General features: G+C 66.8%; 15 protein-coding genes. 5 read left to right on the top strand and 10 right to left on the bottom strand.

Translation table 11 applies throughout. The features are described 5' to 3' along the window. Positions 1-184: 184 nt before the first annotated feature. The 8 genes from ASE83_RS06100 to ASE83_RS06070 form a co-directional block, all read right to left on the bottom strand. On the bottom strand, positions 185-1180 hold the full coding sequence (locus tag ASE83_RS06100) for an NADPH:quinone oxidoreductase family protein (RefSeq protein ID WP_200921843.1): 996 nt from the start codon (positions 1178-1180) through the stop codon (positions 185-187). Continuing rightward, a complete protein-coding gene (leuD, locus tag ASE83_RS06095; protein ID WP_055786500.1) occupies positions 1143-1772 on the bottom strand; it encodes a 3-isopropylmalate dehydratase small subunit in 630 nt (209 codons plus the stop codon). Before leuD ends, ASE83_RS06100 begins: the two co-directional genes overlap by 38 nt. Then, on the bottom strand, positions 1772-2566 hold the full coding sequence (locus ASE83_RS06090; protein WP_055787662.1) for an N-acyl homoserine lactonase family protein: 795 nt from the start codon (positions 2564-2566) through the stop codon (positions 1772-1774). Before ASE83_RS06090 ends, leuD begins: the two co-directional genes overlap by 1 nt. 38 nt (positions 2567-2604) lie before the next feature. Beyond that, a complete protein-coding gene (locus ASE83_RS19030; protein WP_268794965.1) occupies positions 2605-2730 on the bottom strand; it encodes a hypothetical protein in 126 nt (41 codons plus the stop codon). A gap of 4 nt (positions 2731-2734) precedes the next feature. Then, entirely contained in the window at positions 2735-4171 is a 1437-nt protein-coding gene (gene leuC / locus ASE83_RS06085) for a 3-isopropylmalate dehydratase large subunit (protein WP_055786503.1), read from the bottom strand. Positions 4172-4497: 326 nt separating this feature from the next. Beyond that, complete coding sequence (locus tag ASE83_RS06080) at positions 4498-5133, bottom strand: CoA transferase subunit B (protein ID WP_055786506.1); 636 nt, start codon at positions 5131-5133, stop codon at positions 4498-4500. Positions 5134-5137: 4 nt separating this feature from the next. Next, the gene (locus ASE83_RS06075; RefSeq protein ID WP_235513107.1) at positions 5138-6031 is read right to left on the bottom strand and encodes a 5'-nucleotidase, lipoprotein e(P4) family; all 894 of its coding nucleotides are present in this window, start codon (positions 6029-6031) and stop codon (positions 5138-5140) included. Between the two features lie 236 nt (positions 6032-6267). After that, positions 6268-6969 (bottom strand): CoA transferase subunit A, encoded by a 702-nt coding sequence (locus tag ASE83_RS06070; protein ID WP_055786509.1) that lies wholly within the window; start codon positions 6967-6969, stop codon positions 6268-6270. A 304-nt stretch (positions 6970-7273) separates the two neighbouring features. On the opposite strand from ASE83_RS06070, the gene ASE83_RS06065 reads away from it, so the two are divergent. Next, positions 7274-8926, top strand: a complete 1653-nt coding sequence (locus tag ASE83_RS06065) for a thiamine pyrophosphate-binding protein (protein WP_055786512.1) — start codon at positions 7274-7276, stop codon at positions 8924-8926. A 61-nt stretch (positions 8927-8987) separates the two neighbouring features. Further along, entirely contained in the window at positions 8988-9656 is a 669-nt protein-coding gene (locus ASE83_RS06060) for an outer membrane protein (protein WP_055786515.1), read from the top strand. A 358-nt stretch (positions 9657-10014) separates the two neighbouring features. Here ASE83_RS06060 and ASE83_RS06055 read toward each other — a convergent pair whose 3' ends face one another. Continuing rightward, positions 10015-10197 carry a CsbD family protein gene (locus ASE83_RS06055; RefSeq protein WP_055787668.1) on the bottom strand — a complete coding sequence of 61 codons (183 nt, stop codon included), beginning with the start codon at positions 10195-10197 and terminating at the stop codon, positions 10015-10017. Positions 10198-10290: 93 nt separating this feature from the next. Beyond that, positions 10291-11298: a sulfur carrier protein ThiS gene (thiS, locus tag ASE83_RS06050; protein WP_082443152.1), complete on the bottom strand. Its 1008-nt coding sequence runs from the start codon at positions 11296-11298 to the stop codon at positions 10291-10293. Between the two features lie 106 nt (positions 11299-11404). Between thiS and aroQ the strand changes: the two genes are divergently transcribed. From aroQ to accC, 3 genes are all read left to right on the top strand, one after another. Then, on the top strand, positions 11405-11839 hold the full coding sequence (gene aroQ / locus ASE83_RS06045) for a type II 3-dehydroquinate dehydratase (RefSeq protein ID WP_055786517.1): 435 nt from the start codon (positions 11405-11407) through the stop codon (positions 11837-11839). A 41-nt stretch (positions 11840-11880) separates the two neighbouring features. Further along, complete coding sequence (gene accB, locus ASE83_RS06040) at positions 11881-12396, top strand: acetyl-CoA carboxylase biotin carboxyl carrier protein (RefSeq protein WP_055786520.1); 516 nt, start codon at positions 11881-11883, stop codon at positions 12394-12396. Between the two features lie 145 nt (positions 12397-12541). Further along, positions 12542-13891: an acetyl-CoA carboxylase biotin carboxylase subunit gene (gene accC / locus ASE83_RS06035; protein WP_055786523.1), complete on the top strand. Its 1350-nt coding sequence runs from the start codon at positions 12542-12544 to the stop codon at positions 13889-13891. Positions 13892-13987: the final 96 nt, after the last annotated feature.

Raw genomic sequence — 13987 nt, 5'->3', positions numbered from 1 at the left:
TCACGCGAAGGCGCGGAGACGCAGAGGACAAGTGCCCGCCGCGAAAGCGGCTCTTATCCCACCAGCGGAATTACAGGGCTTTGCCGGAAAGGCTGACGCTGCCGGCTTCACAACCCCTCTGCGTCTCCGCGTCTCTGCGCGAAACCTGCCTTCTTCTTCCTCCGCGCCTCCGCGTGAAAACCGCTTACGGCACCACCACCAGCTTCCCGATGACCTGCCGGCCGGCAAGCGCCGCGATCGCCTCGCCGCCGCGCTCCAACGGGAACGTCCCCGTCACCCGCGGCGAAATCCTGCCCTCGTCCCACAGCCGGAACAGCGTCGCCACATGCGCCGCATTCGCCGCCGGATCGCGCATCGCGAACGCGCCCCAGAACACGCCGCACACGTCGCAGCTTTTGAGCAACGTCAGGTTGAGCGGCAGCTTCGGGATGCCCGCCGGGAAACCGACCACCAGATAACGGCCCTCCCATCCGACGCAGCGCAGCGCCGGTTCGGCATAGTCGCCGCCGACCGGATCGAACACGATGTCCGCGCCGTTGGGGCCGACCGCCGCCTTGAACGCCTCCGCCAGCGCCTTGGACGCGTCCCGGTCGAGCGGTGCGTAGGGATAGACCACCACGTCATCCGCCCCCGCCGCCCGCGCGGCGGCTGCCTTTTCCTCCGACGATACCGCCGCCACGACCCGCGCGCCGAACGCCTTGCCCAGCTCGATCGTCGCCAGCCCGACGCCCCCCGCCGCGCCCAGCACCAGCAGCGTCTGCTCTTGCGCGATCCGCCCGCGATCGACCAGCGCATGGGTCGCGGTGGCATAGGCCAGCAGCAGCGCCGCGCCCTCTTCGAAACTACGGTTTGGTGGCAGGCGGTGGAGCATGGGCGTCGCGACCGCCAGCTTCTCGACCATCCCGCCATGGCCGGTGACCGCGATCACCCGGTCGCCGACCGCCCAGTCGGTTACGCCCTCGCCGACGCGCTCGATCACGCCCGCCACTTCACCGCCCGGCGCAAAGGGCCGTGCGGGGCGGAACTGGTATTTATCCTCGATTATCAGGACGTCGGGATAATTGACCGCACACGCCCGCACCGCGACGACGACCTGCCCCCTGCCCGGCTCCGGCTCGGGCAGGTCGCCGATGGTCAGCGTGTCAGGCCCGCCTGCTTCCTTCGACAACAACGCCCGCATCACCGCTCTCCCCATGGAGCCACGGTCGGGCCGCCGCCACACCGGACTCGTATTTCGAAATCGCGGTATCTTGTGCCAGCGTCATGCCGATCTCGTCCAGCCCTTCCATCAGGCACTGGCGACGAAAGGGATCGAGGTCGAAGGGGAACCGGTCCTGGTACGGCGTGGTGACGGTCATCGTCTCCAGATCGACGGCGACGGTGTCGGTCTCCGCGACCGCGACCAGCCGGTCGATCGCCTCCTGCGGCAACACGACCGTCACGATGCCGTTCTTGATCGCGTTGCCGGAGAAGATGTCGGAAAAGCTCGGCGCGATCACCGCGCGGACACCCATGTCGGTCAGCGCCCATGCGGCATGTTCGCGGCTCGACCCGCAGCCGAAATTCTCCCCCGCGATCAGCACCGGCGCCCCGGCATAGCGCGGATCGTCGAAGATATTGCCCGGTTCCGCCCGCACGCTTTCGAACGCGCCCTTGCCCAACCCTTCGCGGGTGGTGGTCTTCAGCCAGTGCGCCGGGATGATGATGTCGGTGTCGATATTCTTGGCGCCCCACGGATAGGCGCGCCCTTCGACCTTGGTGATCGGCTCCATCAGCGAGCCGATGCCGGGAACGTCGGCAGCCTGGCCACGTCGTTCGCTTCGTGTTGCAGGATCACGGTCGCCTTCACATTGCCCGCCAGCTGCTTGAACCGGTCGAGCGAGGCGAGCGTGGCCGCGCGATCGGTGTTGAACGGCGGCACGCCGTTGCTGTCATAATTCTCGCGGAAATGCGCGAGGTCGCCCGATAATAATACCGGCCCCTTGTTCTTCAGCACCACCAGCAGCGCGTGATGCCCCGGGGTATGGCCGGGCAGGTTCAGCATGGTGACGCTGCCGTCGCCGAACACGTCCTTGTCGCCGTCGACGCCCTCGATCTTCGCGCCGCCGCCGAACCACGGCTTGAGCGGTTCGGTGCTGGTGCCGGGCTTGCCCGTCGTCAGTGCATCGACATCGCCCTTGCCGATCAACAGCGTCGCGCCCGGAAAGCCCGCCGCCTGACCACTATGGTCGAAATGATAATGGCTGATGCCGACGCGACCGATCTGTTCAGGCTTCACGCCGATCTGCGCCAGTTGCTTCTTGATCGTCGTGGTCAGGATCGGCGACATCGCATCGGTGCTGCTCACCGGCTTGCCGATCACCGCTTCGGGCAGGCCCGTGTCCCACAGCAGATACTCGCTGCCATGGCGGATCAGATAGCAGCTGACGACCAGCCGCTTTTTCTGCCCCGAATAGGCCAGCGTGTCGGAAAAGGCATTGAGGTCGTTGACCTGCACCTGCCCGCAATCCAGCCGCCACAGCTCGACATCGGCACCCCTGGGCGCGGGCGCAGGCGCCTGTCCCATCGTCAGCAGCAACGCGGCCGCCGCCGCGAACCGTGCGATCACGGGCGGGCGTCCGTCCGCGGTGACGACGGCGTCGCCGCCTTGGCCGGACGGACCGAGGCATAGGCCGCCGCCATGCCGCTCAACACCGCGCCCGCGATCAACGCGACCAGAACCCGCTTCATCTGCCTACTCCGTCACCAGTTCGCGTACATCGGCCAGCCGCCCGGTCACCGCCGCCGCCGCCGCCATGGCGGGGCTGAGCAGGTGCGTCCGCGCGCCCGGACCCTGCCGTCCTACGAAATTGCGGTTGCTGGTGGAAGCGCAGCGTTCGCCCGGCGGCACCTTGTCCGGGTTCATCGCCAGGCACATCGAACAGCCGGGTTCGCGCCATTCGAAGCCGGCTTCGGTAAAGATGCGGTCCAGCCCCTCGGCCTCGGCCTGACGCTTGACCAGCCCCGATCCGGGCACGACCAGCGCCTGCTTGATCCCGCCCGCGACATGCCGCCCCTTCACGACGCTGGCGGCGGCGCGCAGGTCCTCGATCCGGCTGTTGGTGCAGCTGCCGATGAAGATATAACTGACCGGCACATCCTGCATCCGCGTGCCCGGCGTCAGGCCCATATAGTCGAGCGATTTCTGCGCCGCGACGCGCTTGCTCGGATCGGCGAAGCTGTCGGGCGAGGGCACGACCCCGGTGATCGGCACGACATCCTCGGGACTCGTACCCCAGGTCAGCGACGGCGCGATGTCGCTGGCGTGCAACTGCACCACCTTGTCATACACCGCTTGCGGGTCGCTCGGCAGCGTCCGCCAATACTCGACCGCCTGGGTCCACGCGTCGCCCTTCGGCGCCATCGGCCGCCCGTTCAGATAGGCGAAGGTCGTGTCGTCCGGCGCGATCAGCCCGGCGCGCGCGCCGCCCTCGATCGACATGTTGCTGACGGTCAGCCGCCCCTCGATCGACAGGGCGCGAATGACGTCGCCGGTATATTCGACGACATAGCCGGTGCCGCCCGCAGCACCCGTCTTGCCGATGATCGCCAGCACGACGTCCTTGGCCGACACGCCGTATCCCAGCGTCCCGTCGACGCGGATTTCCATCGTCTTCGATTGTTGCAGCAGCAGCGTCTGCGTGGCGAGCACATGCTCGACCTCGCTGGTGCCGATCCCGAACGCCAGCGCGCCCAGCGCCCCGTGCGCGCTGGTATGGCTATCGCCGCAGACCAGGGTCGTGCCCGGCAGGGTGAAGCCCTGTTCCGGCCCCACGACATGGACGATCCCCTGTTCGGCCGCCGTCGCATCGATATAGCGAATGCCGAAATCGGGCGCGTTCTTCTCCAGCGCCGCCAGTTGCTGCGCGCTCGCCGGATCGGCGATCGGCAGGCGATGGCCCGCCGCATCGACGCGCGGCGTCGTCGGCAGGTTATGGTCGGGCACCGCCAGCGTGAGGTCGGGCCGGCGCACGGTGCGCCCATTGGCGCGCAGCCCGGCGAACGCCTGCGGGCTGGTGACCTCGTGAACGAGGTGCCGGTCGATATAGATCAGGCAGGTGCCGTCATCGCGGCGTTCGACGACATGGTCGTTCCAGATTTTTTCATACAGGGTTTGCGGACGGCTGCTCATGCCCGCGCGTTAACCGAAAACAGTCGGCGACGGAAGGTCTCGCGACACTTTATTACTCGCGGCCCTCGACGAGCGAAAGGCCGATTCACGCGAAGAACAAGCAGCAGAATTGGTTCGCGCAGAGACGCAGAGGCGCAGAGAGGTTGCGCCCGCACCGCCCCTTCTGCCGCGTCAGCGGCCTTCCGCCATCGGGGCAGCGGAAAGAAAGGCTTTGCCGGACAGATCCCCATCGCCACACGCCGAACCTCTCTGCGTCTCTGTGTCTCTGCGCGAAAACGTCCTTCTTCTCCGCGCCTTCGCGCCTCCGCGTGAAAACCCTGCTTCCCCTACCCCTCGTACTTCGCCGTCGTCTTCGCCCGAACCTCCTCCGCCGTCACCCCCGGCGCGGTTTCGATCAGCCGGAACGGACTTGCATGGTCGTCCCGCGCGAACACCGCCAGGTCGGTGACGATCATGTCGACCACCCCCAGCCCGGTCAGCGGCAACGTGCATTCCGGGATGAACTTCGGGTCGCCGTTCTTCGACGTGTGTTCCATCACGACGATGATCTTCTTGACCCCGGCGACCAGGTCCATGGCGCCGCCCATCCCCTTCACCATCTTGCCCGGGATCATCCAGTTGGCGATGTCGCCCTTCTCGGACACCTCCATCGCCCCCAGCACGGTCAGGTCGATATGCCCGCCGCGAATCATGGCGAAGCTGTCGGCGCTGCTGAAATAGACCGACTGCGGCAGTTCGCTGATCGTCTGCTTGCCGGCGTTGATGAGGTCGGGGTCTTCCTCGCCGGCCCAGGGGAACGGGCCGATGCCCAGCATCCCGTTTTCCGACTGCAGCGTCACCTCGACGCCGTCGGGGATATGGTTCGCCACCAGCGTCGGGATACCGATGCCCAGATTGACGTAGAAACCGTCCTTCAGCTCGCGCGCGGCGCGTGCCGCCATCTCGTCGCGGGTCCAGGCCATGGGGTTACTCCTTGCGCGCGCCGGGATCGCTCCAGCGCAGATCATTGGGGAACACGTCGTCGAAATCACCGGCCAGCGCGGTGCCGTATACGGGGTTGGGCAGCACGAACCAGCCATTGCCCCACAGGTCCGATACCGCCAGCATGTCCGCAGCGGAGCGGCGCTCGGCAGGTTTCAGCCCGGCATTGAACAGGTCGCTGAAATCGCCGAGCTGATCGCCGACCAGCGCGACGACGCAGAATTTGGAGGCGATCAGCGCCCGCCTTGCGTCCTTGCCCGACCCGCCCGGCGCATCCCCCTTCAGGAACAGCGTTTCGCCATGTTTGGCGGGGCCTAGGCCGGCGCGGTTCAGCGCCGCTTCGGTATAGGATGCGGTCGTGGCATTGCGGTTGGAATTGAACACGACGGTCACCCCCGCCGCACGCAACTGCGCCAGTGCCTCGATCGCACCGGGCACGGCCCGCGTCGCGCGCCCGTCCGACCGCTCCCACCGTTCCCAGCGCGCCGCGTCATAGGACAGGCCGCCGCGCGCGTCGGAATATTCGTAACCGGTGTTCAACAACACGGTTTCGTCGACATCGAACACCACCGCCGACTTGCCCGTACAGGGCAGTTGCGTCGGCATCGCCAGCGTGGCGTTCGACGCCAGCACTGCCTGCAACGGCATCCGGCGCAGCGTCGTGCGATCGCGCTGATATTGCTGCACATAGCGGACCAGCGCCGCATAAGCCTGTCGGCTGGCGGCCACCGCCTCGCCCGATCCATAGAGATACTGCATCCCCGCCGGCACACCCGCTACCGTGGCGGGCGCCACCGGCGCAGCGGACTGGTTGCCGACCGCGACGACGCAACCCGACAGGGCGAGCGCAGCGGTGCCGAGGGTCAGCGCACGGGTCACCCTACCCACCATCGTCACCCCGGACCTGTTCCGGGGTCCACGGTTCCGCGAACGCGGATCGGGCAGCTTCTGCGGGACGGTGGACCCCGGAACAGGTCCGGGGTGACGAACAGTGCTGGTGACGGCATCTTGCCCCCCACCCGTATTCCCGCACAGGCGAGTATCCAGAGCCACAGGTGCTGCATCACCCTGGATTTCCGCCTTCGCGGGAATACGAGATAATCCCGGCAAGTCCATCACGCCCGCTCCCGCACGGTACGGAACTCGATCTGCTTGTCGTACGGCGCGCCGACGATCATCCGCTTCACATAGATGCCCGGCAGGTGGATCGCATCCGGATCGAGCGACCCCACCGGCACCACTTCCTCGACCTCGGCGACGCAGATGTTGGCGGCGGTCGCCATCGGCTGGTTGAAGTTGCGCGCGGTCTTGCGGAAGATCAGGTTACCGGCCTCGTCGGCCTTCCACCCCTTGATGATCGACACATCGGCGCGGATGCCACGTTCGAGGATATAATCCTCGCCGTCGAACTGCTTCACTTCCTTGCCCTCGGCAATCAGCGTGCCGACCCCGGTTTTAGTATAAAAGCCCGGAATGCCCGCCCCGCCCGCACGGCAGCGTTCGGCCAGCGTCCCCTGCGGACAGAACTCCACTTCCAGTTCACCGCTCAGATATTGCCGCTCGAACTCCTTGTTCTCGCCGACATAGCTGGAGATCATCTTCCTGACCTGCCGGCTGCGCAGCAGCTTGCCCAGACCCTGTCCGTCGATCCCGGCATTGTTGCTGGCGATGGTCAGGTCCTTGACCCCCGATGCCTGGATCGCATCGATCAGCCGTTCGGGAATGCCGCACAGGCCGAACCCGCCCGCGCACAGCGTCATGCCGTCGTGCAGCAGCCCGTCGAGTGCGGCTTCCGCATTCGGATACAGCTTCTTCATCGCCACTCTCCCAACTCCGTCGGCCCGGATTACGCATGGGCGCGCGGGCGGGTCAAGAAGCTGAACCGGCTTTCAACTTTTGACGTGACAGCGTGCCCAGGCGCGGACCGCATCGCCGTTGATCGGCGTGAACCTCCCAGCCGTCACCCCGGACTTGATCCGGGGTCCCGCTTCTTCTGCGGGTGGTGAGAAACGGGACCCCGGATCAGGTCCGGGGTGACGATTCATGGCTGGAAAGCGTCGAAAGCTGTCCCGCCGGCACGACGCGCTGGCGCCCCGCACGACCTGCGGTTAGCCTGCCCGCATGACAGAGTCGCGCACCGGTGGCCGCATCCTCGTCGAATCCCTTGCCCTGCAGGGCTGCGACCGCATCTTCCACGTGCCGGGCGAAAGTTTCCTCGCCGTGCTGGACGCGTTGCACGACACGCCCGCGATCGATCTGGTGACTTGTCGGCAGGAAGGCGGGGCCGGGTTCATGGCCTGTGCCGATGGGGTGCTGACCGGGCGGCCTGGTGTCGCCTTCGTCACGCGCGGACCGGGCGCGACCAACGCGTCGATCGGGGTGCATGTCGCGCGGCAGGATTCGGTGCCGATGCTGCTGTTCATCGGCGATGTCGACCGGGCGGCGCGCGACCGCGAAGGATTTCAGGAGGTCGACTTCCCGGCGATGTTCGCACCGCTCGCCAAGCAGGTGCTGCGCATCGACGATCCCGCACGCATCCCCGAATATGTCGCGCGCGCGTGGCGCACCGCCACTTCCGGCCGCCCCGGTCCGGTGGTGATCGCCCTGCCCGAAGACATGCTGCGCGAACGCGCGGTCGTCGCCGACCGGCCGCCGCTGTCGCCGATCGAACCATCGCTCGACCCCGACGATTTCGCGGAACTGTTCGACCGCCTGCGTGCTGCCGAACGCCCGGTGGCGATCGTCGGCGGGGCGGGCTGGGATGGTGCGACCGGGTTCGCCTTCGCCGCCTTCGCGCACGACTGGGGCATCCCCGTCGCCGGCGCGTTCCGCCGGCAGGACGCGATCGCCAACGACTGTCCGGCATGGGCCGGCAATCTCGGCTACGGCCCCTCGCCTAGGCTGATCCGGCGGATCAGGGATGCCGACCTGCTGCTGGTGATCGGCGCGCGGCTGGGGGAGGCGACCACCGACGGCTATACCCTCGTCACCCCCGACCATCCGGGGCAGGCGCTGATCCACGTCCATCCCGACCCGACCGAACTCGATCGGGTGTACCGCGCCGACCTTGCCGTCGCCGCGACCCCGTTCGCCTTCGCCGCGATGCTCGCCCGCGCCGAACCGCCCGCACGACCCCGCCCCGCCGCGGCGGAGGCCCATGCCGAGTGGCTGGCATGGTCCACCCCCACGCCCCGCGACGTGACGCTCGATCTGGGGCCGTGCGTGGCGGCGATGCGCGAACGGCTGTCGGGCCACGACACGATCATCTGCAACGGCGCGGGCAATTTCTCCGGCTGGTGGCATCGCTACTGGCATTATGGCTGGAGCGGCACGCAGCTCGCCCCGACCTGCGGCGCGATGGGATATGGAACGCCCGCCGCCGTCGCCGCCGCGCTGCGCGAACCGACCAAGCTGGCGGTCGCGATCGCGGGCGACGGCGATTTCCTGATGAACGGACAGGAGCTGGCGACCGCGATCCAGCATCGCGCCAACGTGCTGGTCCTGCTGGTCGACAATGGTGGCTATGGCACGATCCGGATGCATCAGGAGCGCGAATATCCCGCGCGGGTTAGCGGCACCGCCCTCACCAACCCCGATTTCGCCGCGCTCGCCCGTGCCTATGGCGCATGGGCCGAAACGGTCGAGACGACCGACCGGTTCGCCCCCGCGCTCGACCGCGCGCTGGCGCGCAGCGGCGTGCGGCTGCTGCATCTGAAGACCGACATGAACGTCATCACCCACGGCACGACCATTGCCGCGATGCGGGCGCGTTAAGCCTATCGTATCGTTTCCTGCCTATCCCCCGGCGACAGAAGCAATTTCCCGGGGGATTTCCGTGAAGACCGTCGCGACCATCATCGCCGCAACCCTTGCCGTCGTCGTTGCCATGCCGGCCGCCGCGCAGAGCATCGTCGAAACGCCGCTCGGCCCGCGCATCGAACTGCGTGCCGGCTGGGACCGCGTCGATGCCGTGACCGAAGTGCATGACGGATCGGCCCGCACCGAGGCCAGCACCGGCGACAGCGGCGTCACTTACGGCGGCGAAGTCGGATATGACATGGTGTTGTCGGGCGCGTCGGTGGTCGGCCTGTATGCCGGCCTGTCGAAATCGACCTTCGAAACCTGCGACGACCTGTTTTCCGGCAGCACCGTGATCGCACGGGATTGCCTGTCGGCGGGGCGCGAGGTCGCGGTCGGCGCGCGCATCGGCTTCGTCACCGCACCCAATTCGCTGGTCTATCTGAAGGCCGGCTACAGCAACGGCGAATTCCGCCGCGACCAGCGCGATCTGGCGACACCGGCGAACAATATCCGCGAATTCACCCGGCTCGACGGCTTTCACGTCGGCGCCGGCGGCGAATTCGGCCTGACCAGCCGCGCCTATGGCAAGGTTGAATATCTCTACACCAATTACGCCGCCGACCGCGGCACGGTCGGCCAATATCGCATCGAAACCGGCGTCGAACGCCATCACGTCGTCGCCGGGCTGGGCTATCGCTTCTGACCGGAAAGACTACCGCGCCGGTCGGTCCGGCGCGGTAGCCTGCGACAGATGTTGCGCCAACCACGCCGTCGCCGACCGCAGCCCTACCGGCGCATCGTCCGAAAAGCTGGAACCTGATCCGCCCCGTTCGAACCAAGCGTCATCCCCGCGAAGGCTGGTATCTTCTGGTTGTAGCGCGGGACAGGAGACGCAAGCGGCCACAGCGATCAAAGGCCGCGCGGGGTGACACCTTTCCCAGCGGAAGGGAATAGGCACTGAACGTGCGGGGGCCAGCATGAAAAGGGCCGCTCCGGTTTCCCGGAACGACCCTTTCGGACACCATCCGCCACTACATCGGCGGTACGCAGTGTCTGTCAGCTCAGATCTTGTCGCCAAGCGCGCCCTTGACGCTGCCCTTGACGTCCTGACCGGTGCCCTTGGCCTGCTGGGCCTCGCCCTCGGCTTCCAGACGCTCGTTGTCGGTCGCCTTGCCGATGGCTTCCTTGACGTTGCCGGCGACCTTGTTGCCTGCGGCGGCCAGCTTGTCGGTGAATTCACCCATGATCGGCTCCTTGCGGTTGTGCGGGGGCTTTACCCTCGCTGGATTGCCCGGATACAACCGCCCCGGCAACCGCCTTGTTCCATGAAATCTGCTTCATATTAGCCCGGCCAGCGGGCTGGACGGGTCGGCATAGCGCCGCCGCTGCATCCGCCCGGCCAGATAGCCCATGCGCCCGCCCTCGACCGCGGCCTTCATCGCGGCGGCCATCAACACCGGGTCCTTCGCCTCGGCAATCGCGGTGTTCATCAGCACCCCGTCGCAGCCTAGCTCCATCGCCACCGCCGCGTCCGACGCCTGGCCCACGCCCGCATCGACCAGCACCGGCACCGTCGCGCCCTCGACGATCAGGCGGATGGTGACCAGGTTCTGGATGCCCAGCCCCGATCCGATCGGCGCGCCCAGCGGCATGATCGCGACCGCGCCGGCATCCTCCAGCCGCTTGGCCGCGATCGGATCGTCGACGCAGTAGACCATCGGCTTGAAGCCTTCCTTCGCCAGCACCTCGGTCGCGCGCAGCGTCTCGACCATGTCGGGATACAGCGTCCGCGCCTCGCCCAGCACCTCCAGCTTCACCAGGTCCCAGCCGCCGGCTTCCCGCGCCAGCCGCAGCGTGCGGATCGCGCTGTCGGCGTCGAAGCAACCGGCGGTGTTGGGCAGATAGGTGATCTTCTTCGGGTCGATATAGTCGGTCAGCATCGGCGCCTTGGGATCGCTGACGTTCACCCGGCGCACCGCGACGGTCACGATCTCCGCGCCCGATGCCGCGACCGCGGCGGCATTCTGTTCGAAATCCTTGTACTTGCCGGTCCCGACGATCAGCCGCGACGTAAACGTCCTGCCCGCCACGCTCCACGTATCGGCCGTCTGCGCGACCGGCTGATGGTCGCCGCCGCCGACAAAATGCACGATCTCCAGCTCGTCGCCATCCTCCACCCTGACATCGGCCAGCGTCGAGCGTGGCACGACCTCCAGATTGCGTTCGACCGCGACCTTTTCCGCCACCAGCCCGATCTGCGCCGCCAGATCGGCGATGGTCAGCCCGTCGCGGACGCGCATGTGATCGCCATTGACCGTGATGCTGATGGTGCCGTCGCTGTGCATGTCGTCTCCTGTGGATACGCCGTCTATCGACTTCGCGTGTCCGGTCCGAGTATGGTGCGGTGCATATAGGGAGGGCGGACAAGCCCCCGCAACCGAAAGCACCGCCTTGCCCGCCACCATCTTCGTCCTCAACGGTCCGAACCTGAACCTGCTCGGCCTGCGCGAGCCGGAAATTTACGGCTCGGACACGCTCGACGACATTGCCGGGATGCTGGAGGATCGCGCCCGCGAACTGGACCTCGCGATCGACCTGCGCCAGTCGAACCACGAAGGCCATCTGGTCGACTGGCTGCACGAGGCGCAGGCGGAAGGGGCAAAGGCGGTGCTGCTCAACGCCGGTGCCTATACCCACACGTCGATCGCGCTCCACGACGCGATCAAGGCGGTGAAGACCCCGGTGATCGAGGTCCATCTGTCCAATCCGCACGCCCGCGAAGACTTCCGCCACATCAGCTATGTCGGGCGCGCCGCGCGCGGCACGGTGGCGGGGTTCGGCGCACTGTCCTATCTGGTCGCGCTTGAAGCGGCCGCCCGCATCTGACAAGGGCGCGGTTTTTTAAGAATACACCATTGGGGGTTACCATGGCAGACGACAATCAGGGCGAAGGAACGCCGTTCACCAGCCACGCGATGCGCGTCGACATCGACCTCGTCCGCGCGCTGGCGCAGGTGCTGGACGAAACCGACCTGACCGAGGTCGAGGTGGAGGACGGCGCGCGCAAGGTCCGCGTGGTGCGCAAGCCCGCCCCGATACAGGCGGCGGCGAGCTATGCCCCGGCCTATGCGCCCGCACCGCAGCCGCAGCTCGCGGCGCCCGCGACCACCACGATCGAGGCCGGCGCCGCCGTCGCCCCGGTCAGCGCCGTGCCGCCGGTCACCTCGCCGATGGTCGGCACCGTCTATCTGGCCGCCAATCCGGAAGCCAAGCCGTTCATTACGGTCGGGCAGAAGGTCGCCGCCGGCGACACGCTGGTCATCGTAGAGGCGATGAAGGTCATGAATCCGATCATCGCCACCGCTGCCGGCACCGTCACGCAGATCCTGGTGTCGAACGGCCAGCCGGTCGAATTCGACCAGCCGCTGGTGGTCGTAGAGTAATTACCCAGCCACCCCCGTTCGTGCTGAGTAGGGACTGAGCGAAGTCGAAGGCCCGTATCGAAGCATCCGTCCTTCGATACGCCATTTCGACAGGCTCAATGGCACTCAGGACAAACGGGGGGCTGTGTGGCGTAGGAAGATCGTTATGCCCGACATCAAGAAACTGCTGATCGCCAACCGCGGCGAGATCGCGCTCCGCATCCATCGTGCCTGCCACGAAATGGGGATCAAGACGGTCGCGGTCCATTCGACCGCCGATGCCGACGCCATGCACGTGCGCCTGGCGGACGAGGCGATCTGCATCGGCCCGCCGTCGGCGACCGACAGCTATCTCAACATCCCGAACATCATTTCGGCTGCCGAGATCAGCGGCGCCGACGCGATCCATCCGGGCTATGGCTTCCTGTCGGAAAACGCCAAGTTCGCCGAGATCGTCGAACTGCACAACCTGATCTTCGTCGGCCCGAAGCCCGAGCATATCCGGATCATGGGCGACAAGGTCGAGGCGAAGCGGACGGCGGGCAAGCTCGGCCTGCCGCTCGTCCCCGGTTCGGACGGCCCGATCGCCGATGTCGAGGAGGCGAAGGCGATCGCCGCGTCGATCGGTTATCCGGTCATCATCAAGGCGGCGTCGGGCGGCGGCGGGCGCGGCATGAAGGTGTGCGCGTCGGAAGACCAGCTCGAAACGCTGATGCAGCAGGCGGGCAGCGAGGCGAAGGCCGCGTTCGGCGACGCCACCGTCTACATGGAAAAATATCTCGGCAACCCGCGCCATATCGAGTTCCAGGTGTTCGGCGACGGCAATGGCAAGGCGGTCCATCTGGGCGAGCGCGACTGCTCGCTGCAACGCCGTCACCAGAAGGTGCTGGAGGAAGCACCCTCGCCGGTGCTGGGACAGGCCGACCGCGAACGCATGGGCGCGGTCTGTGCCAAGGCGATGGCCGACATGGGCTATCGCGGCGCGGGCACGATCGAATTCCTGTGGGAAGACGGCGAGTTCTATTTCATCGAAATGAACACCCGGTTGCAGGTCGAACATCCGGTGACCGAGATGATTACCGGCATCGACCTGGTCCGCGAACAGATTCGCGTGGCGGAGGGGCACGGCCTGTCGTGCGAGCAGGAACAGATCCGCTTCACCGGCCACGCGATCGAATGCCGCATCAATGCCGAGGATCCGCGCACCTTCGCGCCGTCGCCCGGCACGGTGAAGCATTTCCACGCGCCCGGCGGGATGCACGTCCGCGTCGATAGCGGCCTCTATGCCGGCTACAAGGTGCCGCCCTATTACGACAGCATGATCGCCAAGCTGATCGTGTACGGCACCACCCGCGAACGCTGCCTGATGCGCCTGCGCCGCGCGCTGGAAGAGTTCGTGATCGAGGGGATGAAGACCACCATCCCGCTCCACCAGTCGCTGCTCGACGATCCGCAGTTCCAGGCGGGCGACTACACGATCAAATGGCTGGAAGAGTGGCTGGCGAAAAACGACTAGGCAGCGTGGACAAATTTGAGCCAGTATCTTGCGGTGGCGAGGTGGACCATGCCCAGAAAGCTGGTGGCTAGCTGGTCGTAGCGAGTGGCGATGGCG

Source organism: Sphingomonas sp. Leaf32, from assembly GCF_001421765.1.
In the GTDB taxonomy this organism is placed as follows: domain Bacteria; phylum Pseudomonadota; class Alphaproteobacteria; order Sphingomonadales; family Sphingomonadaceae; genus Sphingomonas.
Note: the sequence above shows the minus strand (reverse complement) of the source record. Positions and strands in the feature narration are given on the sequence as shown.

Bases quoted from the DNA above. Each gene is read 5' to 3' on its own strand.
- accC (WP_055786523.1), top strand. From the start codon at position 12,542: ATGCCCGACATCAAGAAACTGCTGATCGCCAACCGCGGCGAGATCGCG.
- accB (WP_055786520.1), top strand. From the start codon at position 11,881: ATGGCAGACGACAATCAGGGCGAAGGAACGCCGTTCACCAGCCACGCG.
- ASE83_RS06080 (WP_055786506.1), bottom strand. From the start codon at position 5,133: ATGGCCTGGACCCGCGACGAGATGGCGGCACGCGCCGCGCGCGAGCTG.
- ASE83_RS19030 (WP_268794965.1), bottom strand. From the start codon at position 2,730: ATGAAGCGGGTTCTGGTCGCGTTGATCGCGGGCGCGGTGTTGAGCGGC.
- ASE83_RS06090 (WP_055787662.1), bottom strand. From the start codon at position 2,566: ATGGGACAGGCGCCTGCGCCCGCGCCCAGGGGTGCCGATGTCGAGCTG.
- thiS (WP_082443152.1), bottom strand. From the start codon at position 11,298: ATGCACAGCGACGGCACCATCAGCATCACGGTCAATGGCGATCACATG.
- leuD (WP_055786500.1), bottom strand. From the start codon at position 1,772: ATGGAGCCGATCACCAAGGTCGAAGGGCGCGCCTATCCGTGGGGCGCC.
- ASE83_RS06055 (WP_055787668.1), bottom strand. From the start codon at position 10,197: ATGGGTGAATTCACCGACAAGCTGGCCGCCGCAGGCAACAAGGTCGCC.
- ASE83_RS06100 (WP_200921843.1), bottom strand. From the start codon at position 1,180: ATGCGGGCGTTGTTGTCGAAGGAAGCAGGCGGGCCTGACACGCTGACC.
- ASE83_RS06065 (WP_055786512.1), top strand. From the start codon at position 7,274: ATGACAGAGTCGCGCACCGGTGGCCGCATCCTCGTCGAATCCCTTGCC.
- ASE83_RS06070 (WP_055786509.1), bottom strand. From the start codon at position 6,969: ATGAAGAAGCTGTATCCGAATGCGGAAGCCGCACTCGACGGGCTGCTG.
- leuC (WP_055786503.1), bottom strand. From the start codon at position 4,171: ATGAGCAGCCGTCCGCAAACCCTGTATGAAAAAATCTGGAACGACCAT.